The organism is Bacillus sp. V26, from assembly GCF_034296245.1.
In the GTDB taxonomy this organism is placed as follows: domain Bacteria; phylum Bacillota; class Bacilli; order Bacillales; family Bacillaceae; genus Bacillus; species Bacillus halotolerans.
Map to the genome: position 1 here is coordinate 362971 of NZ_JAXKQF010000001.1, position 24762 is coordinate 387732.

Consider the following 24762-nt stretch of genomic DNA (forward strand, 5'->3'; position numbering starts at 1 on the left):
CTATGACTGCCGTAAATGATAAGATTTCTAAAATAGTTGATGGTAAGCGTGTGATTACGAAAAAGCCAGAGCTTCTCGCGCCTGCGGGGAATCTTGAAAAGCTGAAAATTGCTGTACATTACGGAGCGGACGCCGTCTTTATCGGAGGACAGGAATACGGGCTTCGTTCGAATGCGGATAATTTTACGATTGAAGAAATCGCAGAGGGCGTGGAATTTGCGAAAAAATACGGCGCGAAAATTTACGTCACGACAAATATTTTTGCCCATAATGAGAATATTGACGGGCTTGAAGATTATTTAAAAGCTCTCGGTGACGCCAATGTTGCCGGCATCATTGTGGCAGATCCGCTTATTATCGAAACCTGCCGCAGAGTAGCGCCTCATGTTGAGGTTCACTTGAGCACGCAGCAATCTCTCTCCAACTGGAAGGCTGTTCAGTTCTGGAAGGAAGAAGGGCTTGACCGTGTGGTGTTAGCCCGTGAGACAAGCGCGCTCGAAATCAGAGAAATGAAAGAAAAAGTAGATATCGAAATCGAATCCTTTATTCACGGTGCGATGTGTATTGCATACTCCGGCCGCTGTGTCTTGAGCAATCACATGACAGCCCGCGATTCCAACCGCGGAGGCTGCTGCCAGTCATGCCGCTGGGATTATGATTTATATCAAACCGACGGTGCCAATGCCGTTGCTTTATACAGTGAAGAAGACGCTCCGTTTGCAATGAGTCCGAAAGACTTGAAGCTGATTGAGTCGATTCCGAAAATGATTGAAATGGGCATCGACAGCTTAAAGATTGAAGGACGGATGAAATCCATTCACTACGTAGCGACAGTTGTCAGCGTATATCGTAAAGTGATTGACGCTTATTGCGCTGATCCCGATAACTTTGTGATTCAAAAAGAATGGCTGGAAGAGCTTGATAAATGCGCCAACCGTGACACTGCGACAGCTTTCTTCGAAGGAACACCAGGCTATGAAGAGCAAATGTTTGGCGAACACGGCAAAAAAACAACATTTGATTTTGTCGGCTTAGTGCTGAATTATGATGAGGATACACAAATGGTCACTCTTCAGCAGCGCAATTTCTTCAAAAAAGGTGACGAAGTAGAATTTTTCGGTCCGGAAATCGAAAACTTTACACATACGATTGAAACCATTTGGGACGAAGACGGAAATGAGCTAGACGCTGCCCGCCATCCCCTGCAAATTGTCAAATTCAAATTAGACAAAAAGATTTATCCGAGCAACATGATGAGAAAGGGGAAGTAATCACCCATGGGTAAGAGTCCAGTAGTCATTGGAATCGCAGGAGGTTCCGGTTCAGGAAAAACGAGTGTAACACGTTCAATTTATGAACAATTCAAAGGGCACTCGATTTTAATGATCCAGCAAGACCTCTATTATAAAGACCAAAGCCATCTTCCATTTGAAGAAAGGCTGAATACAAACTATGATCATCCGCTTGCGTTTGATAATGACTATTTAATCGAGCATATTCAAGACCTATTGAATTACCGTCCGATTGAAAAGCCGATTTACGATTATAAGCTTCACACACGGTCAGAAGAAACGGTTCACGTAGAGCCGAAAGACGTGATTATTCTTGAAGGCATTCTTGTTCTTGAAGATAAAAGGCTGCGCGACCTGATGGATATCAAGCTTTACGTTGACACAGACGCAGACTTGCGCATTATCAGACGGATTATGAGAGATATTAATGAGCGCGGACGCTCTATTGATTCTGTCATTGAACAATATGTGTCTGTTGTCCGCCCGATGCACAATCAATTCGTTGAGCCGACAAAGCGATACGCTGATATTATTATCCCGGAAGGCGGACAAAATCACGTTGCAATTGATCTGATGGTCACAAAAATTCAAACCATTCTTGAACAAAACGCGATTTTGTAATACCATAGCATAGACATAAATAACTCTGACCATATTATGTATAGGCAGGAAGGGGATGTGTAAATTCCCTTCTTTCCCTGTTTATAAACGCGAAATATTTGCAGAACCACAAGATTCAGTTTAAGATAAACAGTACCAATATGGGAGAGAAGAACGAGGACTGCCCTGTGTTCTCATTCTTGTATTTTAGTTTATGCTCTCATACATAATCGAAGATGTTGAGGGACAACCAGAAGGAGTGAAGGGACATGGCACAAGAGAAAGTTTTTCCTATGACTGTAGAAGGAAAACAAAAACTTGAACAAGAATTAGAATATTTGAAAACGGTTAAACGAAAAGAAGTAGTAGAGCGCATCAAAATCGCGAGAAGTTTCGGGGATCTTTCCGAAAACTCTGAATACGACTCAGCGAAAGAAGAGCAGGCATTCGTAGAGGGCCGTGTAACGACTCTTGAGAATATGATCCGCAATGCGAAAATCATTGAAGATGACGGCGGCTCTAACGTTGTCGGTTTAGGTAAAACCGTCACTTTCGTCGAACTGCCTGATGGTGATGAAGAATCTTATACAATCGTCGGCAGCGCTGAAGCTGATCCGTTTGAAGGGAAAATTTCAAACGACTCGCCGATCGCTAAAAGCCTGCTTGGCAAAAAAGTAGATGATGAAGTCACAGTTCAGACACCGGGCGGAGAAATGCTCGTGAAAATTGTGAAAATTTCATAATATCCGTTTAGCAAAGAAACACCTCGTCCACAATGTGGGTGAGGTGTTTTTTTATGAAGTTATCGAAACGAATGAAGCTGGCTGTCCTGGCTTTTTTAATCGTGTTTTTTCTGCTTTTGCTGAGGCTCGCGGAAATCCAGCTGTTTTTCACAGAATCATTTTCGAAAAAGAAAATTAATTTAATACAGGAAAGTGTTAATCAGAGAACGGAGGAAGTGCTCATTTCTGACGGCAGAGGAGCGTTTTTAGATCGAAACGGCCAAGCGCTGACTGGGACAAGCGAGCCTGCGGTTGTCTTGTTCCCTTTTCTGTTAACGCAGGACTGGCCGATTAAAAAAGTCGCAGAGATTCTCGGCATGTCTGAAGATGATTTGCATCAGACTCTTGCAAAATCGAAAAAACCAGTTATTTTACATCAAAAGAAAATCAAAACACTTTCGAAGGAATCTATCACAAAAATCAATTCTTTGAAATATCCTGGCATTTACGGCGTATATATGGAGAATGAAGACAAGCCCAGTCTTGCCTCGCATACGATAGGCACAACCAATCAAGATCCGGCGCTTCTCCGCAATAAGTATCCTGAAAAGGAAAACCTGCCGATTAAAACGAAAATCGGCACAACTGGTTTAGAACGGACATTTGATGAGTTTTTGCTTCCGGAACAGGACACGAAGCTTTTGTATCATGTGGACGGAAAAGGAAACCCTTTGTTCGGCATGGACGTCAAATATACAGCTGAGGCCAACTCATTTTATCCGCTCCAAGTCAAAACAACGATTGATCAAAGCATTCAAAAAGCGATAGAAGGCATACTAGATGATCAGGGGCTGAAAAAAGGAGGAGCGGTGCTGCTGGACATCGAAAAGAGCAGTGTGTTGGGCATCGTAAGCAAACCGGATGCCGATGTGTCCAGACAAAACACGCTTCAAAATTACATGCTGACGCCAATCTACCCCGGCTCCGTTTTTAAAACTGTGATAGCGGCAGCTGCGATTGAGCATAACGCGGTAAAGCCGAGTCAAACCTTTAATTGTAATTTAAACCTGTACGGCGAACCGGGAGACGATAAAGGAACCCTGTCCTTTGAAGAAAGTTTCGCACAAAGCTGCAATTACACGTTTACAAGTCTTGCCGAACAATTAATGAAGAAAGACCATTCCGTCATTGAAGACATGTCAGAAAAGCTGTCCCTTACAGATCGGGCAGGCTGGGAAGGAAAACTGTACCACGAGTCAGATTTCCGCCAATTCTATAATGAAAAAAGCGGCGTGATTTGGGGGGATGAAAAAGACAAATCAGTCAAAAAAGCAATTGCGCAAACAGCGATCGGGCAGAAAAATGTAAAGGTAACGCCGCTTGAGGTAGCTAATATGATGGCGACAATCGCCCGCGGCGGTGAAAAGCGACAGGTGAAAATCGCAGAGCAGATTGAATACAAAAACGGCACAACGCTCGTCAAGTTTAAAGATCAGAAGATTAAAGGAGAAACAATAGACAAATATACGGCACAGCAGCTTCAAAAAATGCTGCGGCAGGTGGTGGAATCTCCTTCCGGAACGGGCAGAAGGTTTCAGGATCTTTCGTATACTGTAGCAGGGAAATCAGGCACCGCCCAGACAGGCAAGCTTTCAAAAGATAAAGAAACGCTTTATGAAAAATGGTTTGCCGGGTATTTTCCCGCGGATAAGCCGAAATACGCGCTTGTCGTATTGCACATGGATACGCCGGGGGATAAGGCTCTGACAAATTCGGTGTTTTATGATATTGTTAAAAAAGTACACGAAATTGAAATCAATCAGAAATAGAACAACTTCTCAGCACATGGTAAAATATATGCTGAGCCAAGAGGGATAAAGGAGTGCAGAATTATTGAGCAATAATCAATCTCGTTATGAAAACCGTGATAAGCGCAGGAAAGCTAATTTAGTGCTTAACATCTTAATCGCAATCGTATCTATTCTAATTGTTGTAGTAGCAGCCAATCTCTTCATTAACAGTCCTTCTAGCAAAGATGTCAGCAAGGATTCTGAAACGGCGCAAAAACAGGAATCTCCGGCTTCAGGAAAGACGGAAAAGAAATCGGATGAGGATATAAAAGACAGTAAGAAAGATACATCTGACAGCGAAAAGGATTCTGAGAAATCTTCTGACTCAGATTCAGATTCCAAAAAAGATGATTCTTCTAAAAGTGATGACTCTGATTCTGATTCAGACTCAAACTCAAATTCAGATGACCCGCTTAAAGACGCAAAAGTCACAGAAGGCGGCTCATCAAGTGATGTGGAAAAAACGTATGAAAATCCTGACTGGAAGGCAGTCGGAACTGAGCAGAAGGGCGAGCATGCTGCCACTTATGACTCAAGCTCACAAGACTGGGCTGAGATGCTGAAAGCCATATCATATGCAACCGGTGTTTCAACAGATAACATGACCGTTCTCTGGCTCGGAAATAACGGCAGCCCTCAGGATGCCAAAGGTAAGATTTTAGATAAAACGAGCGGAGAGAAATATCAAGTAACGATTACATGGGTTGATGAAAAAGGCTGGAAGCCGACAAAAGTAGAAAAATTAAAATAAACAAAAGCAGCCGAATCTTTCGGCTGCTTTTGTTTTACACCTCAGCTGCAAAATGAACAACGGCGCTGTAAAAAAATTTTCCGTCTGCCACAGCTGTTTGATGCGAGACAGATTTCACACGCAGCATGATTGCTTTATTGTTTTCAATTTGTGTGTTGATTTTCTTTTCAAGCTCCTGCAATGATGCCGCTTCGAAAAATTCTACTTTGTCTTTAATCAGATCTAATTGAAAATTCATCTTTCGACCCCTCCGCCTTTACAAGTCATATGAAGTATAAGCCTTTTTACGCTCTACGCGCAATATATGACTGGATAAAAAACACAAAGTGTTTTAGTACCTACTTTCAAGAAGATATGGTAAGATAGGAACTGTTCCATCATTAATTCATAGTATGCTTATAGGAATTATAAAATATGGAGTGTGACAACTATGGGACGTGAATTTATCCCTCTTTTTGAGGATTGGGCCGCAACTTACGATCAAACAGTTCAAGGTTTTGATATTCAGTATAAAGAGGCGTTCAGAGGCTATGATGATATTTTGAATGCCATTGTCAGCCGGTCAGGGATTCGTGTATTAGAATTTGGGCCAGGGACCGGCAACTTGACAGCGAAACTGCTTGAAGCGGGGAAATCTGTATTTGGAGTCGAGCCGTCTCCGGCGATGCGCAAGTTAGCATCTGACAAGCTCCGCGGCAGGGCGGAAATTGTTGACGGAGACTTCCTGACATTCCCTGAACCGCCATTTCAGGCTGACACGATTGTCAGTTCATATGCTTTTCATCATTTGACTGACGAAGAAAAACGAGCCGCAATAAAGCAATATGGCAAATACCTTCACATGCATGATAAAATAGTGTTTGCCGATACTGTCTTTGAACACGAGGAAGCGTATAATCAAGCCATTGATAAAGCACGTTCTCAGGGCTTTTATCAGCTGGCGAATGATTTAAAGACGGAGCATTATCCCACATTGGAAACGATGAAAGAGATGTTTGCAGCTGAAGGTTTTGCAGTCCGATTCATTCAGCAAAACGACTTCGTGTGGATAATGGAGGCGATCAAACGGTAAAGTGAAGGGAATGTGTATAGATGAAACTAGCAGTCATCGGAGCAATGGAAGAGGAAGTAACCATCCTAAGAAACAAACTGGAAAATGCAAAAACAGAAACGATCGCGCACTGTGAATTTACAACAGGCCAATATGAAGGAACTGAAGTCATTCTTTTAAAATCAGGAATCGGAAAAGTGAATGCTGCGATCAGCACGACACTTCTGCTTGATCGCTACAAGCCTGATTATGTGATTAACACAGGCTCAGCTGGCGGATTTCATCATACACTGAATGTGGGAGACGTCGTCATTTCTACTGACGTTCGCCATCATGATGTAGATGTAACAGCCTTTGATTATGAATACGGACAGGTGCCAGGCCTTCCGGCTGCTTACGCCGCAGATGAAACGCTGATCAGCATTACTGAAGAAGCGATTTCTGAGCTTGACGGCATTCAAGTTGCAAAAGGAACGATCGCAACAGGCGATTCCTTTATGAATGATCCGAAGCGGGTCGAAGAGGTGCGTGCGAGATTTTCTGATCTGTATGCGGTAGAAATGGAGGCAGCGGCAGTCGCTCAAGTGTGCCACCAGTTTAAAACGCCGTTTGTTGTGATCAGAGCATTATCTGATATCGCAGGAAAAGAATCACATGTATCATTTGACCAATTTTTAGAGCAGGCCGCTGTTCACTCAACAGAGCTTGTGTTAAAAGTGATCAAACGAATTCATTAAAACGGGGGAGTGTTCTCCTCCGTTTTCCCTAAAACAACCTCTATCAAGGAGGAGGACATATATGACAGTTATTACGGACATTACCGAGCTGATTGGGAATACACCGCTTCTCCGCTTGAAGAATTTTGATATTCCTGAAGGAGTGGCTGTATATGCCAAGCTGGAAATGATGAACCCTGGCGGAAGCATAAAAGACAGACTGGGAGATATGCTGATTCGTGACGCCCTGGATTCAGGCAAAGTAAAGCCCGGGGGAGTCATTATAGAGGCAACGGCCGGAAATACAGGTATCGGACTTGCCCTTAACGCCAGAAAACATGGTTTAAAAGCCATTTTCTGTGTTCCGGAACATTTCAGCAAAGAAAAGCAGCAAATTATGCAGGCGCTAGGAGCGTCAATCGTGCATACGCCGCGTAAAGACGGAATGCAGGGAGCCATTCGAAAAGCGATACAGCTGGAGAGGGAAATTGATAATTCCTATTGTGTTTTGCAATTTAAAAACCAAGTAAATCCATCGACTTACTATAAGACTCTTGGGCCTGAAATATGGAAAGCGCTTGACGGCAAGATTCATACGTTTGTCGCGGGGGCAGGATCAGGAGGCACATTCGCGGGAACAGCATCCTTCTTAAAAGAAAAACATCCCGCAGTCAAAACAGTAATTGTCGAACCGGAAGGCTCCATATTAAACGGCGGAGAGCCTCATGCTCATAAAACAGAAGGGATCGGCATGGAGTTTATCCCTGACTATATGGATGAAAGCCATTTTGATGCAATATATACGGTAACAGATGAGAATGCTTTTAGACTTGTTAAAGAAGCGGCTGAAAAAGAGGGCCTGCTGATCGGAAGCTCTTCGGGTGCAGCGCTTTATGCGGCATTGGAGGAAGCGAAAAAATCGTCTGCCGGAACAAATATTGTCACAGTATTCCCAGACAGCAGTGATCGGTATATCAGCAAACATATATACGAAGGAGGCATCTGATATGAAGAAAAAAACATTGATGGTACATGGCGGGATCACAGGTGATGAGAAAACAGGAGCTGTTTCCGTTCCGATATATCAAGTGAGCACGTACAAGCAGCCGAAAGCAGGCCAGCATACCGGCTATGAATATTCAAGAACGGCCAACCCGACAAGAACTGCACTGGAAACGCTTGTGACAGAGCTCGAAGCCGGGGAAGCAGGTTATGCGTTCAGCTCAGGAATGGCTGCAATTACAGCTGTTATGATGCTGTTTAACAGCGGAGACCATGTTGTTTTGACTGATGACGTGTACGGCGGGACATATCGAGTGATGACAAAGGTGCTTAACCGTCTCGGCATTGAATCAACTTTTGTGGATACAAGCAGCAGAGAAGAAGTCGAAAAAGCGATTCGTCCCAATACAAAGGCAATTTATATTGAGACACCAACAAATCCGCTTCTCAAAATCACCGATCTATCACTGATGGCAGATATTGCGAAAAAAGCGGGCGTTCTTCTAATCGTAGACAACACCTTTAATACACCATATTTTCAGCAGCCGCTTACTTTAGGCGCTGATATCGTGCTTCACAGTGCGACTAAATATCTCGGCGGACACAGTGATGTTGTCGGCGGTTTAGTTATTACAGCTTCGAAAGAGCTTGGAGAAGAGCTGCATTTTGTGCAAAACTCAACAGGCGGCGTGCTCGGGCCTCAGGATTCATGGCTGTTAATGAGAGGGATCAAAACACTGGGGCTCAGAATGGAAGCAATCGATCAAAACGCGCGGAAAATCGCGAGCTTTCTTGAGCAACATCCTGCTGTTCAAACGTTATATTACCCTGGTTCTCCAAACCATCCGGGACATGAGCTTGCGAAATCTCAAGGATCAGGCTTTGGAGGCATGATCTCCTTTGATATTGGCAGTGAAGAGCGAGTGGATGCCTTTTTAGGCAAACTTGAGCTGTTTACAATTGCGGAAAGCCTGGGCGCTGTAGAAAGCTTAATTTCTGTTCCGGCTAGAATGACACATGCCTCTATTCCGCGAGAGCGCCGGCTTGAACTCGGCATTACAGACGGCTTGATCAGAATCTCTGTGGGAATAGAGGATGGGGAGGATTTGCTGGAAGATATCGAGCAGGCTCTTAACATTTTATAACAAATGGATAGATTTACTTTCTCTGTAAGCTGCCAGAGTATATTATAATAGTCGTATACTATGAATCTGGCAGGTGATTCTTTTATGAAGAAGAATAGAATGAAATCATTAAAAGAAGACTACAAGCATTTCGCTTTTACCTTGCTTGCAGTCAGCACTTTTTTATATATAGGCGCGGTTCTTCCTGATCAGGGCTTAACGTTAGGCCAGAAATCAGTTATGTTTATGACGGATTGCGTATTTTTAGCCGGCGCTTTCTTTTGCGCCGACCGTTCACTCGTATATAAGAAGCGCTTGGAAGAAGCCGACGAATAAAAAACAGCCATCAACTGATGGCTGTTTTTTTGTTATTCTTCCCGCAGCTCTTTTCCCATGCCTTTTAAAAACTGAAGGCCGAAGCCGACTGCTCTGTTAATATCAGGGTCGTTCATCGCTTTTAAGAGATCGAGAATGCCGACTTTCTTGTCTTCTTTTAAAAAGCTTTGCGCCTGTTCGGTTCCCGCCATTACGCTTTCTAACAGCTTGCCTGTAAACGCAGGATCAGCCTTTGTCAAAGCGCCTCCAGCCGCCATCATCGTGTTGATGAGGTTTGTGACAGGCTCGCGAGATACCTGGCCAAGCGCAATTTTGGCGATGTCTTCTTTCGCCCTCAGCATGCTTGCTGCTGCATCAAAGATGCCAAGCTCATTAAGTTCACTCATTAACGTCATCGTTTTCGAGACGGCATCCTCATTTTCTGTCAGCAGCTCCTTCAGCTCCTCGATTTTCTCAAGCTTGATTTGCTCCGCTGTTTTTGTTTCTTTTTTGATCGTTGTAATCGGAGTGGCCATTTTCGTTTCCCCCTTTCATTTAATCAGTCAAATGGACATAACCCGGACGGTTCCATTTTCTTTCTGCCTCGACGCCGTTTTGCGGATTCCGTTTCTTGTTACGCGGATTTGTTTTAGGAAGCGGTGCGCTTTCGCAGCCTCCAAGCACCTCCATGCGAACCTTCGTCTGTTTGTAAGCAGGCGTGTTCGTGCGTTTATCAGCCGCAGGCCCTGTCAGGAAGTTAATCGCTGAATCCTTGTCTGTCGAGTTCATCGGCAGGTAGAGTTCATTTTTTCGCACACGGTCAGTAATGAGCGCATTTAATTTAACAGCTCCGAACGGAGAAACGAGGCGAACCAGTGAACCATCACAAATGCCGCGCTCCTGTGCAAGTTCCGGCGATACTTCGACGAATACATTCGGCACTTTGGATTGAATGCCTTTCGATTTATTTGTCATATTTCCTTCATGGAAATGCTCAAGCATCCGGCCGTTATTGATGTGAAGATCATATTCTTCAGGGAAAGCGGCAGGTTCAGTCCAATCAGACAGTGCAAAACGGGCTTTTTTGTCTGGGAAATTAAATCCGTCTTCATACAGAAGCGGCGTGCTTTCACCTGTGAAGCTGCCCCATAGGAAGGTGTTCCAGCCTTCAAGCACCTCATAGCTGGCTTTTCCAAACAGAGGAGAAAGACTCGCCATTTCAGAGAAAATGTCGCTTGGATGGCTGTAGCTCCATCCGGCTCCTAAGCGGTTTGCCACCTCTTGAATAATCCACCAGTCCGGTTTCGCGTCTCCAAGTGTCGGAAGCGCTTGATACAATCGCTGCACACGGCGCTCTGTATTGGTAAACGTTCCATCTTTCTCAAGAGATGGAGTGGCAGGCAAGACGACATCGGCATATTGAGCCGTTCTCGACAGGAAAATGTCCTGAACCACGAAGAAATCAAGGCTTGATAAAATATCATGCACATGGTTCGCATTCGAATCGACCAGTGCCATATCTTCACCAACAAGATACATGGCCTTCATCTTGCCTTCTTCAATGGAATGAAGCATTTGAATATTGTCTAAACCTGGTTTTCCTTCAATCTCCACACCATAAGCCTTTTCAAATTTGGCGCGTGCTTCGTCATCTGTAATATGCTGATATCCCGGAAGCCAGCCTGGCAATGTCCCCATGTCGCAAGCGCCTTGAACGTTATTGTGTCCGCGCAGAGGATAAGCGCCGGCACCCGGACGGCGGTAGTTGCCTGTTGCCAGAAGCAGGTTCGAAATCGCTGCTGACGTATCAGAGCCGCCCGTATTTTGAGTAACACCCATTCCCCAAAGAACACAAGTGCCGTCAGCATCACGAATCATCTCGGCAATTTGAATGATGCTTTCTTTTGAGAGGCCTGTGATGCGTTCCGCATAATCAAGCGTATAGGTTTTAAGTGTTTCTTTATAGTCTTCAAAGTAGTTCACGTTCTCATCAATAAACGCTTGATCATGCCAGCCTTGGTCGATCATATATTTCGTAACGGCCATCAGCCATACTTGGTCTGTGCCTTGTTTAGGACTGATGAACAGATCAGACCGCTCAGCCATCTCATTTTTCCGCAGGTCGGCAACGATCAATTTTTGTCCATGGAGCTTGTGAGCACGCTTTACCCGTGTTGCAAGCACCGGATGTCCTTCAGCCGGATTGGCGCCGACGATGATGACGAGTCCGGCCTTGGCAATATCTTTAATCGTGCCGGCGTCACCGCCCATGCCGACCGTACGGAACAACCCGTCTGTAGCAGGAGACTGACAGTAGCGAGAGCAGTTATCGACGTTATTTGTTTCAAATACCTGACGCGCTAATTTTTGGATGACATAGTTTTCTTCATTCGTAATTTTAGAAGAAGAAATGAATCCGACAGAGCCTTTGCCGTATGTCTCTTTAATTGCACCTAATCTGCTTGCGACTAGATCGAGGGCTTCTTCCCAAGATGATTCAACAAAAGCCCCGTTTTTACGGATTAAAGGCTTTGTAATCCGCTCTTCAGAGTTGACGAAATCCCAGCCGAATTTCCCTTTGACACATGTAGAAATCGCGTTAACCGGAGCATCCGAAACAGGCTGGATTTTTAAAATATCCCGGCCTTTTGTCCATACTTCAAAGGAACAGCCGACGCCGCAGAACGTACATACCGTTTTGGTTTTTTTCGTTCTCGTTTCACGCATTGCCGCTTCAACTTCAGAAATGGCAAAAATGCTGCTGTACCCCGGTTCAACATTTTTGACAAGGTCAATCATTGGTTCCATGACATCCTGCTTGATGCCCGTCATAAAGCCAGCCTGGCCAAGCATTGATTTTTCCATCAGTGCATTACATGGACAAACCGTGACACATTGGCCGCAGCTGACACAAGAAGATTCATTAATTGAAACTCCTTCATCCCAAATAACCCGCGGACGTTCGCGTTCCCAGTCGATAGAGAGTGTCTCATTGACTTGAAGGTTCTGACACACCTCAACACACTGACCGCAGGCGATGCATTGGTTTGGATCATATCGGTAAAACGGGTGAGACATATCAACCGCACAAGAAGGATCTTCTTTTGGCGTATAAGGGTATTTTTGATGCTCGATCCCCATCATTTCCGCTGTATTATGCAGTGTACAGTTCCCATTGTTATTATCACAAACCGTGCAATACAGCAAATGATTTTCAAGAAGGCGGTCCATTGCTTCGGTTTGTGCCTCTTTCACCCGATTTCCCGAAAGATCAATTGACATTCCGTTTTCAGCGACCGTAGAGCATGAACGAACCAGCTTGCCGTCTGCCTCTACAATGCATGTATCGCATGTTTGAATCGGATCAACCTCTGGGACGTGGCAGATTTGCGGATACTCAATCCCATTTTCATTTAAAATATCTAAAATTGTGGCCCCTGCTCGTGCTTGAATTTCTGTTCCGTCAACGCGGACACTGATCGACTTATCGTCCATCATATTCATATTCCCCTCCATCTTTCTTTCAAGAAGTCAAAAAAGCCATGTATAGATACACCTGTCTTTCATTCACAGAAGGTGTAAACACACATGGCGGAATAGTTCACTAGCAAGTCTTACTAACAGACCAATCCTTGATTTTTATAAACCGATAGACTCATAACAAGATCCTATTACAAATCCATCAACACTGCTTTTATTATAAAGTGATATTTATTATAATACAATATGACAGGAAAATTTTAACCAAGTGAAATGTCCTGAGGGGAACCGGGAACGGCCTTTTTTAAGGCAAAATCGGAAGGGGTAATCAGCATGTCAAAGAAAATTCATGAGTTCAATGATATTATTCGAAAACTTCGCAAGGAATTGTTCGGCAAAGGACCTGAACGGATTCACACGGTATTTGTAGATAATATGGCTGTGTCGACGCTCTACGGCAACCTGAGCGCGAGCGAGCAGTTTATCGCCCGCACGCCTGAGGGAAGAGAAATGGTGCATGCGGCCCGGACAAGCTTGATTCAAGACCTTTACTCTAAAAAAACGCCGGAAGGAATGGAGGAGCTGATCGGGGCTAAGCTTGTTCATTTGTTTTCTGATATCAAAATTGAAGAAAATATCGCCGTATCTGTTTTTGTCTTTGACCGAAAAATTGACGACCAAAAAGAAGTCCTTTTTAACTAGCATATTTGCCATTGACACAAAATTGTCACATTTGATATGATGTTTTTACTGCAGTTATAGAAGGACAAAAGCAATGGAATGTATGCACGAACTGTATATATTCTCTATCAATATCTTAATTCTGCTTGATGTTGTTGTATGGGTATGCACACAAGTTAGGCAGCATTCAAACACCTGATTGATACAGGTTATTTGAGTGCTGCCTTTTTTGATGCTTTTCTTTTATAACTGTAAAAATGGAGAAACAATGGAGGCGTATGTAGTATGGGTTTTCGGAAACCAGATGAAATAGCAGAAGCAGCAATTGAAGCAGGGATGAAAAAAGTAAAGCTTCCGCTGCTGTCTCTCTTGGTGCTGGGTTTTTTAGGCGGTGCTTTTATCGCACTCGGTTATTTGCTTGATATCAGGGTGATCGGCGATCTTCCGAAAGAATGGGGTAGCCTGTCCAGTTTTATCGGGGCTGCGGTATTTCCTGTAGGACTGATACTTGTGGTTCTTGCAGGGGCTGAACTGATTACAGGAAATATGATGTCAGTGGCAATGGCGTTATTTTCGAGAAAAATATCACTAAAGGAATTGGCGGTTAATTGGGTGATCGTCACCATTATGAATCTGATCGGCGCTTTGTTTGTTGCTTACTTTTTCGGACATCTTGTCGGCTTAACCGAAACGGGGCCATATTTGGAAAAGACGATCGCTGTCGCGCAAGGCAAGCTTGATATGAGCTTTGGCAAGGTTCTCGTTTCCGGCATCGGCTGTAACTGGCTGGTGTGTCTTGCAGTTTGGCTTTCCTTCGGTGCTCAAGATGGCGCAGGGAAAATTTTTGGCATCTGGTTCCCTGTCATGGCCTTTGTGGCAATTGGATTTCAGCACGTTGTCGCCAACATGTTTGTGATTCCGGCTGCCATTTTTGCAGGCTCGTTTACGTGGGGGCAGTTTATCGTAAACCTCATTCCGGCTTTTATCGGCAATGTTATTGGAGGAGCAGTGTTTGTCGGATTCATCTATTTTATCGCATATCACAAGAAAGACCGCTCCAGAAAAGAAATGAAACAGGTATCATAAACAAGGGACAAAGACAGTCGATGAATCACACAATTTACGTCCATTTTTAGAAAAAGATGTTTACAAAATGGAATTTGGTGGATATACTTACAAAGTAAGAAAAAAAGCAAAGGAGGCTGAATCAAAATGACAATGCGACAACGACGCAGACCAGTTAGTGGCTCACGCAATGTACAAGGAATTTATAATGGTTTATTCAGCCTGTGGAAGAGTCCGTGTCCTTCCTTAACCGATGCTTATCGCACGCATTAAATTCGGAATCGTCGGACATACGCAACTCCCCGCAGGCAGTAGAGACATGGGTGTCTTCTTTTGTCTGCGGTTTTTATGTGCCCGCAGCAGGGAGATGCCGCGGGTTATTCCGCTTGGGACTTTGAAAGGGGGTGAGCGATATGACGATTAACCTATTCTTTTTGACTTTAACGATTAACAAGCGGTTTAAAAGCCCGGAAGAGTTCGAACAAGAACAGCAGATCGAGCAGATTTATGATGAAATGAAAGAATCTCAGCTGAAACATCTTTATTTGACAAACTGGCGCTAATAAAAGGAAACAAAATACAGAAGGGAGAGATGACAAATGCTTAAAATGGAACTATTGATGCATTATACGATGGAGAAGGACCAAGTGTAGCGAATGAAGCTGTCAAGGAAATGCCGTCCTGCATATCATAAAAAAAGCAGCACTTTATGTAAGGGCAGGTGATGGCATGATGAACTTTCAACAAAAAAGGCTGCCGTCGATAGGTCATGGTTATGCATCCATGCCGCATTCCTTCAAACACGGCTATGGCAATCCATTCCGTCAGCAGAGACTGGCGGCGATGCAGCAGCAAAGGCTGTATATGTTCCCATATCATTGGCATTAAAAAGCGGGCGGAAAACATTTTGTTTTCTGCCTTTTTTTGCGGGAAAAAATGAAAATGTTCAGTTCTGTTGAAACATTTCTAAACACATTGCCGTCTAGTTGATATCTTCATTCTGTATAAGAAATGAAGCAATGTTTATTTTTTCAATATAATAAATAAGCACAGGAAACCAAAAGCAGGTGTTTAAAATGCTAGAAAACAAACTTTATAAACGAGCGAACCTATTGAAATTATTTTCTGGGAAATATAAGCAAACTAAAATAATTGAGCATATGATGATTGATTCTATAGACATACAAGAAAATGACAGAATTTTAGAAATTGGAACCGGAAACGGCTCTGTCTTTAAGACAATAACGGGAAAACTTGAAAAGGGAAGCATAAAAAGCATCGACTCTTCTAAGCGAAAAGTAAGACAGGTATCTCGTGCAATCCAAAAGCAAAAGAAAACAGATCAAGGGGGCATTTTCCATGGTCATCCGGAAAGGATCCCCTTTGAAGACCGTACCTTCAATAAAGTATTTTCTTTACATACGGTTCAGGCTTGTACTGATGTCAGGCTCGCATTAAGAGAGATTTATCGAGTGCTTCAAATTGACGGCCGATTTTACATCAGTATTGATAACAATGCAGAAAAAAACGAGAAAAAATATATTCAATTGCTGCAAGATCAGCATTTTAGAGACATTTCTGTCATCAGACGCGATTCGTGTCTTTGTATTGTCGCTGTTAAATAAAAAATTTCTCGGGAAATATATCCAGACTTCTGACATTCAGGGATTTGGGTATATTTTCTTAATTTTATATTTTTTGCATAGCATTTATATTAAAAAAAGTTTTTTTCATATAAACTATAAACATAAGAATGGGTAAGAGGTGATTTGAGACAGAGTGGATATCATTTATGAACAACCGGAATGAATGTTCATTCCTAAATGAATCGGAGGTTTTAAGTTTACATGGCATCCGCACTTATCAGTAAATACGATTTGATCATGAAGGCATCGCTTTCGCTTTTTACGGAAAGAGGATTTGATGCCACCACCATCCCAATGATAGCAAAAAGAGCTGAAGTGGGTACAGGCACAATTTATCGCTACTTTGACAGCAAAGAAACACTCGTCAATGTTTTGTTTCAAGAAAGCATTCAACGTTTTTCAGAAAAGGTAAAGCGAAATTATTCTGAAATGCCTGTCAGAGAGGGCTTTCGCCACATATTTTGCTGTCTCGTTCAATTTACGAAGGAGAGCGACTACGCGCTTTTTTTCCTTGAAACGAAAAAGGATGCTCACTATTTAAATGAAACAAGCAAAAAAATGATAGAAAACCTGACTCAAATGCTTGACGATTTTTTTAACAAGGGAAAAACAGAAGGAGTGATCCGCTCCTTGCCCTCCAATGTATTAATTGCGATTGTATTAGGCGCATTTCTCAAGTTGTATCAGCTTGTGCAACAAGGTGATATAGAGATGAATGCTGATTTGATTTCTGAATTGGAGCAATGCTGCTGGGACGCGATTAAACTTCATTCATTGACTTCAGAAGAATAAAGAAAGGAAGATGTTTATGAAACAGGCAAGTGCAATACCTCAGCCGAAAACATACGGACCTTTAAAAAACCTCCCGCATTTGGAAAAGGAACAGCTTTCCCAATCCTTATGGCGGATTGCTGATGAGTTAGGGCCGATTTTCCGTTTCGATTTTCCTGGTGTATCCGGCGTTTTCGTATCAGGCCATGAACTCGTTGCTGAAGTGTGTGACGAGAGCCGATTTGACAAAAACCTTGGAAAAGGCTTGCTGAAAGTGCGTGAGTTCGGAGGAGACGGGTTGTTTACTAGCTGGACGCACGAGCCGAATTGGCAGAAAGCCCATCGTATTCTGCTGCCGAGCTTCAGTCAAAAAGCAATGAAAGGCTATCATTCTATGATGCTGGATATCGCGACACAGCTGATTCAAAAATGGAGCCGGCTGAATCCAAATGAAGAAATTGACGTGGCGGACGATATGACACGGCTGACGCTTGATACCATCGGGTTATGCGGATTTAACTATCGGTTTAACAGCTTTTACCGTGATACGCAGCATCCGTTTATCACCAGCATGCTCCGGGCTTTAAAAGAAGGAATGAATCAAACAAAAAGACTGGGCCTGCAGGATAAAATGATGGTCAAAACGAGACAGCAGTTCCAAAAGGATATCGAAGTGATGAATTCGCTGGTTGACAGAATTATAGCAGAGCGAAAAGCAAACCCGGACCAAAACATTAAGGATCTGTTATCGCTCATGCTTTATGCGAAAGATCCTGTAACGGGTGAGACACTGGATGATGAAAACATCAGATATCAAATCATCACGTTTTTAATCGCAGGCCATGAAACAACGAGCGGCTTGCTTTCCTTTGCGATTTACTGTCTGCTTAAACATCCGGAAAAACTTAAAAAAGCTCAAGAGGAAGCCGATCGCGTGTTAACGGAAGACACGCCTGAATATAAACACATTCAGCAGCTGAAATATGTTCGGATGGTTCTCAATGAAACGCTTAGGCTGTATCCGACAGCGCCCGCTTTTTCTCTTTATGCCAAGGAGGATACAGTTTTAGGCGGCGAATACCCTATCAGTAAAGGACAGCCCGTCTCCGTCTTGATCCCAAAACTTCACAGAGATCAAAACGCTTGGGGTGAAGATGCAGAAGATTTTCGTCCGGAACGGTTTGAAAACCCTGAGAATATTCCTCACCATGCGTATAAACCGTTTGGAAACGGCCAGCGGGCGTGTATCGGGATGCAGTTTGCGCTTCAAGAAGCGACAATGGTTCTCGGACTGGTGTTAAAGCACTTTGAATTGATGAATCACACTGGTTACGAGCTCAAAATCAAAGAGGCATTAACAATTAAACCGGATGATTTTAAAATTACAGTGAAACCAAGGAAACCGGTCCAAATGAATGTTCAGAAAAAAGAACAGACTGGCACCGCGCACGAAACGAAGGAAAACGAGACAAAACCTAAACACGGCACTCCTTTACTCGTTCTTTACGGTTCAAACCTCGGCACCGCAGAAGGCATGGCAGGTGAATTGGCAGCTTACGGGCGCCGGCTCGGCTTTACAGCGGAAACTGCACCTCTTGATGATTACATTGGAAAACTCCCCGACCAAGGCGCTGTTGTCATTGTGACTGCCTCATATAACGGAGCGCCGCCTGATAATGCTGCTGGCTTTGTCGAGTGGCTGGGAGAGTTGGAGGAAGGTCAATTAAAGGATGTTTCCTATGCGGTATTCGGCTGCGGAAACCGGAGCTGGGCCAGCACGTATCAGCGAATTCCTCGCCTTATCGATGACATGATGGCATCAAAAGGAGCATCACGATTGACATCCATTGGGGAAGGCGATGCGGCCGATGACTTTGAAAGCCATCGCGAGTCTTGGGAGAACCGCTTTTGGAAGGAAACAATGGAAGCCTTTCATGTAAATGAAATAACCGAGAAAGAAACGAAGCCGTCACTATCCATTACATTCCTCAGTGAAGCAACAGAGACACCGCTTGCTAAAGCGTATGGCGCGTTTGAAGGTATCGTTCTTGAAAACCGTGAGCTTCAGACAGCAAGCAGTTTGCGTTCGACGCGTCATATAGAATTGGAGCTCCCTGACTCAAAAACGTATAAAGAGGGCGACCACATCGGAATATTGCCGAAAAACAGCCAAGATCTGGTTCAACGGGTTCTCAACCGATTCGATTTGCAGCCGCAAGCTGTGATAAAAATGAACGGCAGCCCGCATATGGCTCACCTTCCGCTGGATCGGCCGATCAGAGTGACGGAGTTATTATCATCCTACGTAGAGCTGCAGGATTCTGCTTCAAGGCTTCAGCTTCGTGAGCTGGCTTCATATACAGTATGCCCGCCTCATAAAAAAGAGCTGGAATTACTTGTATCGAGTGATGAAATGTACAAGGAACATGTTCTGACAAAACGTGTGACAATGCTGGATCTGTTAGAGGACTATCCGGCCTGTGAAATGCCGTTTGAACGGTTTTTAGAGCTTTTGCCATCACTAAAGCCAAGATATTATTCAATTTCAAGCTCACCGAAGGTCAAAGCAAATAGGGTCAGTATGACGGTGAGAGTTGTAAAGGCTTCAGCTTGGAGCGGACGCGGGGAATACAAGGGTGTTGCATCCAATTACTTAGCCGGACTCCGTCAAGGTGATACGGTTGCCTGTTTCATTCGGACGCCGCAATCTGGGTTCCAGCTGCCTGATGATCCCCAAACCCCGCTGATTATGGTGGGACCGGGTACAGGAATTGCGCCATTCAGAGGTTTCATCCAGGCCAGATCCGTTCTGAAGAAGGAAGGAAGTGCGCTTGGCGAAGCTCATTTATACTTCGGATGCCGGCGTCCTGATCATGACGATCTTTATAAAGAAGAGCTTGATAAGGCGGAAAAAGCCGATTTGGTAACAGTCCATCGATGCTATTCACGAATGGAAGACGAACCAAAAGTATATGTTCAGCACTTGCTAAAACAAGATGCACAGAAATTAATTTCACTGATCGAAAAAGGTGCGCACGTTTATATATGCGGCGATGGTGCACAAATGGCTCCTGAAGTAGAGAACACACTGCGTGCGGCTTATGAAGCTGGCAAAGGAGCAAGTCAGGAAGCGTCAGCAGAATGGCTGAAGAAGCTGCAAGATCAAAAACGTTATGTAAAAGATGTATGGACTGGAATGTAAGTAAAAATAAATCCCGCCAGAGATGGCGGGATTGCTTTAGCATGTGAAAACCGGCACGATATTGAAATCTACTGAAAAGGATGTTATAGGGAGTATCGTGCCGGCCTTGTTATTATTATCGTCCGAAAGATATAAAACTTTAGGTTTTTTTCTGGTTTTTTATAAACAAATAGTTATAAAGTTATATATTTGTATCTTGGAGTTTAATTTTCCAGAAACTTAATCAAGCGTTTTTTCCTTTTTATTCTTGCATCTCATCCTGCCGTTTGAGTTAGACTATCCGATTTGAGGCTATGCATTTGTCTGTTCGCTTCCTCAGACTTCAAGCTAATCAGAGGATGTTCCATGATGATATAGACGCTCAAGATGTTTTCTGTAATGAAAATCATGAACCAACGAATCGTCGGTCTGATTAAAAGCAGGAAGCTGCCAACCGCAAACAGCCATATCCCTGCAGACATTAATTCATCGTAAAAGAAGAAAAAGCTGCCGATTAAAAATAAAGCGCCAATGATAAAATCGTTTACTGTATAGAGAACTTTATATCGTTTTTTGAAAAAAAGCTCGTATCGATTTATTTGCTTTTTCATCTCTTTTTCTGCATTAGCTTCCACGATGATCCCTCCATTCTATATTTGCTTACCCTCACGTAAACAATAGGTAAACATAAGAGCTTCACAGCTAGAAATAAAAATGATGAGAACCATATATAGGTCAGCCATTTCTCAAGTTAGGAAGGGCGGTAGTTTGTGAGTTTTCTTATACCTATTTATTAACATAAATTGAAAAATGTTATAATATAAATGGATCATAAACGAAGGGGGTGGCAATATGAATAAAGAATCGAAGGTTATTATCGTATTAGGTGAATTTGAGAACGAAGCGGAAGGAATAATTTTAGAATGCAGAATATAAATTTCCAATAGATTAGGTTTTATGCCTGGTCCATGTCATCAATGCAGTTTGCTGCACGCAGCTGGAATTGATCCATCGCAAAAAAAGAGGTCCTGCTTAGACCTCTTTTTTGCTAATCTATTTTATTGCCTGAACGATAAGAGCGGTTAAAGCTTCGGCCCCCTGAGGAACCAAGTGTACGCCGTCAGGGGTGAAATACTCCGGATGCTGGAGAGCTTCTGTATGCCAGTCAATCAACGTAATATTGTTATGCGTGTTAGCCTGCTGCTGCAAAGCTTCATTCACCTTGCTTTCCCATTGCCGGGGAACCCGCGTATTGACAAGATAGATATGAGCTTTTGAGAAAGATGTAAGCAATTGATCGATTTGGCTGTTTGTAAAATAGCCATTGGTTCCCAGTTCAATGATGACGGCTTTATTCGGCTGATTAAAAGACTTGTATTCCCGTGTCAGTTCTAAAGCTTGAGACATTTGTCTTCCCACCTTCCCATCAATTATGACATGTGAAAGAGACTGACGGAGGCTGGAGGCGATATCAAGCATGACGGAATCCCCTATAGCTAATACTTCTTTATCAGCAGCTGCCGGTTCTTTCTGAGATTTTACGTCCTTTTTTTTCTTAGTCTCCTGTCCTTTTGCCTTCGATTCCTCTTGATCTTTAGTTGAGGCTGTTGTTTTTTGTTTGGATTTGTTTTCTCCGTCTTTATCGGATGCTGCCAACTTTCTATGCTCTGACGTCTGGTTTGTGTCAGCGCTTGTTTCTTGTGAGCTATACGTCCATTGCGGATGTTTTTTCTCTCCCGCTACCCCTGACAGTCCCCCTGCAAAAATAAGCATAGCGAGAATGACGAAGCCAATTGACATTTTGCCGATGACAGATGTCGTTTTCCATTCCCGAATTCTATCAATAAAAGCCCGGCAGAAAAATGACTTAAACCCTTCTGTCCGTATCGGCTTCTCAATAAAATGATAGGAAAGCTCGGCGAGTATAAATGTAGCGATGATCTTTAGCGCGATATGCCAAAAAACAGGGTTTCCGATTTCTTGAACCGGCGTGCTTAACACAATAACAGGGTAGTGCCAAAGATAAATACCGTAAGACCTCGTACCAAGCCAACGAAGAGGCCTCCATGAAAGCAGAATGCCCAAAAAACTGCTCGGATGGGATACACATGCAATAAGAACCGCGGCGGTAATGCTTATTAAAAACATTCCGCCTCTGTAAAGAAAAGGTTCGTATTCATCTGTAAAATAGACACACAAAACTAAAATACAAAACGCCGAAAGTTCTGTGACATGCAAAAGGCGCTTCAGTTTGTATGGCAGCCTGTTGGAAGACAGCCTTTTCATCGGCCATATCAGAGCCAGAGCACATCCTATGAGAAGTTCAAACGAACGAGTATCTGTGCCGTAGTACACGCGACTCGGATCTCCGCCGGGTTCATACAGTACGCTCATCATAACGGCTGAACAGAGCGCAAGCAACGATACCGCTGCCGCCAGTTTCGCACGGTTTTTAAATATGTACATTCCAGCAACCAAGAACATCGGCCATACAATATAAAATTGCTCTTCAATTGCCAATGACCAAAGGTTTTTAAGCGGTGACGGGGATCCGAAGCTATCAAAATACGAGAGTTTATGAAAAATAAACCACCAATTGCTCATGTAAAAGAGAGAAGAGATGGCATCTCCGCGCACAGTGTGCAAAAGTTCCCGGTTGCATACGACGACCCAAATAACAGCGGAAATGATCATAAGGTAAGCCGCTGGCAGAAGCCGCCGAATTCGGCGCACCCAAAAGTCCCGAAAATCAAGGCTGATATTATTTCCATGTGCCGGCAGTATAATAGATGTAATTAAGTAGCCTGATAATACAAAAAAAATATCAACTCCAATGAAGCCACCGTTAGCCCAATTGAAGTTTAGGTGATAAGCGATAACTGCCAGGACGGCAAAAGCCCGAAGGCCATCGAGTCCAGTGATGTAGCGGTGATGCTGTGTCGTGTGATACATGATATTCCTCCAATAATGTGCAGATATTCTCGTTGTTTTGGCTGCAAGGTTACGCCTTCTTGATATTTGTCAGGTCCCTTTGCGAAAGGGAAAACACCCATGACAGATGATGACATGGATGTTTTTCTGTTATCGAACATAACGTTCTCCCATGAGCAGATGTGAGATGACGCTGGTCGGAATTTTAAACTCTGTAACGCCCATATAGCCGGGGGCAACTTCATATTCATCAAATGAAATCACAAGTTTATGGTCTTCTGTAATATAAAACGTTTGATCAGGCTGAATGTGTTTGAATGGTTCTGCATCCTCGTCAGTGACCCAATAGATTTTATTTGGATCTTCCTTCATTTGCTGTTTCATTTGTTCTTTGATGTTTTGGCTGATGACTTTGATATAGCGGTCATCTTTAAATAAGCTTTTTAAGGTAAGTAAGATATCATTCTTTTTGTCAATTGTGATATAACGGCTTTGTGTGTGAGATGATGCTTGTGTTTTTTCAATATCTCGCCGAATAGAAATTAAATCTGGCGTGTCTGTTACTGTCTCGTAATCACTGTAAATGCTGAGATGTCCTTTTTTATTTTTGGATGTGGACTGTATAAATTCTTTATACATCTGCTTGCTTTCTTTCAAATATTTCTGGTTGATGCTGTTTTCAAGCTCTTTATTAGAAAGTCCCGACAGAGCAGGCGTTTTGACATCGATGCTTGATTCATCTTTCTCTTCTTTGATCTCAATAAAAGTGATGGCTTTGACGATCTTGCCGATGACAGGGATTTTTGACATAGCTTGAGCTGCATCTGGGTTGATGTTGACAAGTGCAGTGAATAAAATAGCTGCCGCGACAGCTGCTGATGTCGGCCACATGACGATTCTTTTCTTTTTTGGTTTTTGCTGAAGGGCTTTTTCAACAATGATATCCAGTTCTTTAGGAATCTGGACATTTTTATATTCTTCTTTTAATTGCTGTAATCTCTTATCCATTAAGAATCCTCCTTCGTCAACTGAATGCGCATCAGCTTCAATGCTCTGTAAAGGCGCGTTTTGACGGTATTCAAGTTTTCCCCTGTAATTTCCGCAATTTCTTCTAGTTTGAGGTCTTCAAAAAAACGCAAAATAATAATTGTTTTATAGTGGGACGGCAATTCGTCGAGCGCTTCATGAAGATCAGTGTCCTTATAGTGATCTTCCTTTCCGGGGCTTAAAAACTCAATCGTTTCGTCATCCATCACCTTTAACTTTTTTTGTTTTCGCAAAAAATCAATAGCTGTACGTACTAAGATTTTATAAAACCAGCTTTTTATCGTCTCAGGGTTTCTGACCGTTTCAACTGAGCTGAGCGCTTTTTTTATAGATTCCTGAATAATATCTAATGCGTCATCTTGATTTTTCACATAACTGAAGGCTAACCTGTAGAAATCTTGCTTATGGTCAGTTATACACATGACAAGCAACGCTTTTATTGTTTGTTTTTTCTTCATTGCAATAAAGGGCTCCTTTTTGAATATACGTATATCGTAGGATGTTACCTAGGATAGACGGGGCAGTTTGAAAAATAGT

At 43.2% G+C, this 24762-nt stretch carries 23 protein-coding genes and 1 pseudogene; 17 read left to right on the top strand and 7 right to left on the bottom strand.

Annotation, left to right across the window (positions count from 1 at the left end):
- Positions 1-2 precede the first annotated feature (2 nt).
- From UJ203_RS01895 to UJ203_RS01915, 5 genes are all read left to right on the top strand, one after another.
- Positions 3-1271, top strand: a complete 1269-nt coding sequence (locus tag UJ203_RS01895; RefSeq protein ID WP_044154332.1) for a peptidase U32 family protein — start codon at positions 3-5, stop codon at positions 1269-1271.
- Between the two features lie 6 nt (positions 1272-1277).
- Positions 1278-1913, top strand: a complete 636-nt coding sequence (gene udk / locus UJ203_RS01900; RefSeq protein WP_010335100.1) for a uridine kinase — start codon at positions 1278-1280, stop codon at positions 1911-1913.
- Between the two features lie 248 nt (positions 1914-2161).
- Complete coding sequence (gene greA / locus UJ203_RS01905) at positions 2162-2635, top strand: transcription elongation factor GreA (protein WP_010335099.1); 474 nt, start codon at positions 2162-2164, stop codon at positions 2633-2635.
- A gap of 53 nt (positions 2636-2688) precedes the next feature.
- A complete protein-coding gene (locus UJ203_RS01910; RefSeq protein ID WP_227597901.1) occupies positions 2689-4443 on the top strand; it encodes a peptidoglycan D,D-transpeptidase FtsI family protein in 1755 nt (584 codons plus the stop codon).
- Between the two features lie 64 nt (positions 4444-4507).
- The gene (locus UJ203_RS01915; RefSeq protein WP_105953518.1) at positions 4508-5215 is read left to right on the top strand and encodes a YrrS family protein; all 708 of its coding nucleotides are present in this window, start codon (positions 4508-4510) and stop codon (positions 5213-5215) included.
- Positions 5216-5249: 34 nt separating this feature from the next.
- Here UJ203_RS01915 and UJ203_RS01920 read toward each other — a convergent pair whose 3' ends face one another.
- Complete coding sequence (locus UJ203_RS01920; protein ID WP_024122294.1) at positions 5250-5453, bottom strand: YrzA family protein; 204 nt, start codon at positions 5451-5453, stop codon at positions 5250-5252.
- A 192-nt stretch (positions 5454-5645) separates the two neighbouring features.
- Here UJ203_RS01920 and UJ203_RS01925 point away from each other — a divergent pair, with 192 nt between their 5' ends.
- From UJ203_RS01925 to UJ203_RS01945, 5 genes are all read left to right on the top strand, one after another.
- Positions 5646-6287, top strand: a complete 642-nt coding sequence (locus UJ203_RS01925; RefSeq protein ID WP_322008488.1) for a class I SAM-dependent methyltransferase — start codon at positions 5646-5648, stop codon at positions 6285-6287.
- 20 nt (positions 6288-6307) lie between these two features.
- Positions 6308-7003, top strand: coding sequence for a 5'-methylthioadenosine/S-adenosylhomocysteine nucleosidase (gene mtnN / locus UJ203_RS01930; protein ID WP_044154338.1), 696 nt, complete (start codon positions 6308-6310; stop codon positions 7001-7003).
- Between the two features lie 61 nt (positions 7004-7064).
- Positions 7065-7988, top strand: a complete 924-nt coding sequence (locus UJ203_RS01935; RefSeq protein ID WP_202853639.1) for an O-acetylserine dependent cystathionine beta-synthase — start codon at positions 7065-7067, stop codon at positions 7986-7988.
- Position 7989: 1 nt separating this feature from the next.
- Positions 7990-9129 carry a bifunctional cystathionine gamma-lyase/homocysteine desulfhydrase gene (locus UJ203_RS01940; protein ID WP_284559400.1) on the top strand — a complete coding sequence of 380 codons (1140 nt, stop codon included), beginning with the start codon at positions 7990-7992 and terminating at the stop codon, positions 9127-9129.
- 84 nt (positions 9130-9213) lie between these two features.
- Positions 9214-9444 carry a YrhC family protein gene (locus UJ203_RS01945; RefSeq protein WP_010335091.1) on the top strand — a complete coding sequence of 77 codons (231 nt, stop codon included), beginning with the start codon at positions 9214-9216 and terminating at the stop codon, positions 9442-9444.
- A 32-nt stretch (positions 9445-9476) separates the two neighbouring features.
- On the opposite strand, the gene UJ203_RS01950 is transcribed toward UJ203_RS01945, so the two are convergent.
- Both UJ203_RS01950 and fdhF read right to left on the bottom strand, forming a co-directional pair.
- A complete protein-coding gene (locus UJ203_RS01950; RefSeq protein WP_010335090.1) occupies positions 9477-9959 on the bottom strand; it encodes a DUF1641 domain-containing protein in 483 nt (160 codons plus the stop codon).
- 19 nt (positions 9960-9978) lie between these two features.
- Positions 9979-12921, bottom strand: a complete 2943-nt coding sequence (fdhF, locus tag UJ203_RS01955) for a formate dehydrogenase subunit alpha (RefSeq protein ID WP_106022556.1) — start codon at positions 12919-12921, stop codon at positions 9979-9981.
- 315 nt (positions 12922-13236) lie between these two features.
- Between fdhF and UJ203_RS01960 the strand changes: the two genes are divergently transcribed.
- From UJ203_RS01960 to cypB, 7 genes are all read left to right on the top strand, one after another.
- The gene (locus tag UJ203_RS01960; protein WP_024122287.1) at positions 13237-13605 is read left to right on the top strand and encodes a DUF2294 domain-containing protein; all 369 of its coding nucleotides are present in this window, start codon (positions 13237-13239) and stop codon (positions 13603-13605) included.
- Positions 13606-13869: 264 nt separating this feature from the next.
- Positions 13870-14670 (top strand): formate/nitrite transporter family protein, encoded by an 801-nt coding sequence (locus UJ203_RS01965; protein WP_322008489.1) that lies wholly within the window; start codon positions 13870-13872, stop codon positions 14668-14670.
- Between the two features lie 392 nt (positions 14671-15062).
- Positions 15063-15212 carry a YrzI family small protein gene (locus tag UJ203_RS01970; protein ID WP_024122284.1) on the top strand — a complete coding sequence of 50 codons (150 nt, stop codon included), beginning with the start codon at positions 15063-15065 and terminating at the stop codon, positions 15210-15212.
- A gap of 166 nt (positions 15213-15378) precedes the next feature.
- The gene (locus tag UJ203_RS01975; RefSeq protein WP_125825436.1) at positions 15379-15537 is read left to right on the top strand and encodes a hypothetical protein; all 159 of its coding nucleotides are present in this window, start codon (positions 15379-15381) and stop codon (positions 15535-15537) included.
- A gap of 188 nt (positions 15538-15725) precedes the next feature.
- On the top strand, positions 15726-16274 hold the full coding sequence (locus tag UJ203_RS01980) for a class I SAM-dependent methyltransferase (protein WP_103672579.1): 549 nt from the start codon (positions 15726-15728) through the stop codon (positions 16272-16274).
- Between the two features lie 222 nt (positions 16275-16496).
- Positions 16497-17087, top strand: coding sequence for a TetR/AcrR family transcriptional regulator (locus tag UJ203_RS01985; RefSeq protein WP_024122281.1), 591 nt, complete (start codon positions 16497-16499; stop codon positions 17085-17087).
- A gap of 16 nt (positions 17088-17103) precedes the next feature.
- Positions 17104-20268, top strand: coding sequence for a bifunctional cytochrome P450/NADPH--P450 reductase CypB (cypB, locus tag UJ203_RS01990; protein ID WP_322008490.1), 3165 nt, complete (start codon positions 17104-17106; stop codon positions 20266-20268).
- Between the two features lie 327 nt (positions 20269-20595).
- Here cypB and UJ203_RS01995 read toward each other — a convergent pair.
- The 4 genes and pseudogenes from UJ203_RS01995 to sigV form a co-directional block, all read right to left on the bottom strand.
- Positions 20596-20858: pseudogene (locus UJ203_RS01995) on the bottom strand (YrhK family protein).
- 442 nt (positions 20859-21300) lie between these two features.
- Positions 21301-23199 carry an acyltransferase family protein gene (locus UJ203_RS02000; protein ID WP_322008491.1) on the bottom strand — a complete coding sequence of 633 codons (1899 nt, stop codon included), beginning with the start codon at positions 23197-23199 and terminating at the stop codon, positions 21301-21303.
- A gap of 129 nt (positions 23200-23328) precedes the next feature.
- Positions 23329-24186: an anti-sigma-V factor RsiV gene (gene rsiV, locus UJ203_RS02005; RefSeq protein WP_305934508.1), complete on the bottom strand. Its 858-nt coding sequence runs from the start codon at positions 24184-24186 to the stop codon at positions 23329-23331.
- Complete coding sequence (gene sigV / locus UJ203_RS02010) at positions 24186-24683, bottom strand: RNA polymerase sigma factor SigV (RefSeq protein ID WP_322008492.1); 498 nt, start codon at positions 24681-24683, stop codon at positions 24186-24188. The genes rsiV and sigV overlap by 1 nt, the downstream gene beginning before the upstream one ends.
- Positions 24684-24762: the final 79 nt, after the last annotated feature.

Excerpts from the sequence above, each read along its gene's own strand:
- UJ203_RS01970 (WP_024122284.1), top strand. The coding sequence starts at position 15,063 with ATGACGATTAACCTATTCTTTTTGACTTTAACGATTAACAAGCGGTTT.
- sigV (WP_322008492.1), bottom strand. The coding sequence starts at position 24,683 with ATGAAGAAAAAACAAACAATAAAAGCGTTGCTTGTCATGTGTATAACT.
- UJ203_RS02000 (WP_322008491.1), bottom strand. The coding sequence starts at position 23,199 with ATGTATCACACGACACAGCATCACCGCTACATCACTGGACTCGATGGC.
- fdhF (WP_106022556.1), bottom strand. The coding sequence starts at position 12,921 with ATGATGGACGATAAGTCGATCAGTGTCCGCGTTGACGGAACAGAAATT.
- cypB (WP_322008490.1), top strand. The coding sequence starts at position 17,104 with ATGAAACAGGCAAGTGCAATACCTCAGCCGAAAACATACGGACCTTTA.
- UJ203_RS01945 (WP_010335091.1), top strand. The coding sequence starts at position 9,214 with ATGAAGAAGAATAGAATGAAATCATTAAAAGAAGACTACAAGCATTTC.
- rsiV (WP_305934508.1), bottom strand. The coding sequence starts at position 24,186 with ATGGATAAGAGATTACAGCAATTAAAAGAAGAATATAAAAATGTCCAG.
- UJ203_RS01895 (WP_044154332.1), top strand. The coding sequence starts at position 3 with ATGACTGCCGTAAATGATAAGATTTCTAAAATAGTTGATGGTAAGCGT.
- UJ203_RS01985 (WP_024122281.1), top strand. The coding sequence starts at position 16,497 with ATGGCATCCGCACTTATCAGTAAATACGATTTGATCATGAAGGCATCG.
- UJ203_RS01940 (WP_284559400.1), top strand. The coding sequence starts at position 7,990 with ATGAAGAAAAAAACATTGATGGTACATGGCGGGATCACAGGTGATGAG.
- udk (WP_010335100.1), top strand. The coding sequence starts at position 1,278 with ATGGGTAAGAGTCCAGTAGTCATTGGAATCGCAGGAGGTTCCGGTTCA.
- mtnN (WP_044154338.1), top strand. The coding sequence starts at position 6,308 with ATGAAACTAGCAGTCATCGGAGCAATGGAAGAGGAAGTAACCATCCTA.
- UJ203_RS01965 (WP_322008489.1), top strand. The coding sequence starts at position 13,870 with ATGGGTTTTCGGAAACCAGATGAAATAGCAGAAGCAGCAATTGAAGCA.
- UJ203_RS01960 (WP_024122287.1), top strand. The coding sequence starts at position 13,237 with ATGTCAAAGAAAATTCATGAGTTCAATGATATTATTCGAAAACTTCGC.
- UJ203_RS01925 (WP_322008488.1), top strand. The coding sequence starts at position 5,646 with ATGGGACGTGAATTTATCCCTCTTTTTGAGGATTGGGCCGCAACTTAC.
- UJ203_RS01920 (WP_024122294.1), bottom strand. The coding sequence starts at position 5,453 with ATGAATTTTCAATTAGATCTGATTAAAGACAAAGTAGAATTTTTCGAA.
- UJ203_RS01980 (WP_103672579.1), top strand. The coding sequence starts at position 15,726 with ATGCTAGAAAACAAACTTTATAAACGAGCGAACCTATTGAAATTATTT.
- UJ203_RS01975 (WP_125825436.1), top strand. The coding sequence starts at position 15,379 with ATGATGAACTTTCAACAAAAAAGGCTGCCGTCGATAGGTCATGGTTAT.
- greA (WP_010335099.1), top strand. The coding sequence starts at position 2,162 with ATGGCACAAGAGAAAGTTTTTCCTATGACTGTAGAAGGAAAACAAAAA.
- UJ203_RS01935 (WP_202853639.1), top strand. The coding sequence starts at position 7,065 with ATGACAGTTATTACGGACATTACCGAGCTGATTGGGAATACACCGCTT.
- UJ203_RS01910 (WP_227597901.1), top strand. The coding sequence starts at position 2,689 with ATGAAGTTATCGAAACGAATGAAGCTGGCTGTCCTGGCTTTTTTAATC.
- UJ203_RS01950 (WP_010335090.1), bottom strand. The coding sequence starts at position 9,959 with ATGGCCACTCCGATTACAACGATCAAAAAAGAAACAAAAACAGCGGAG.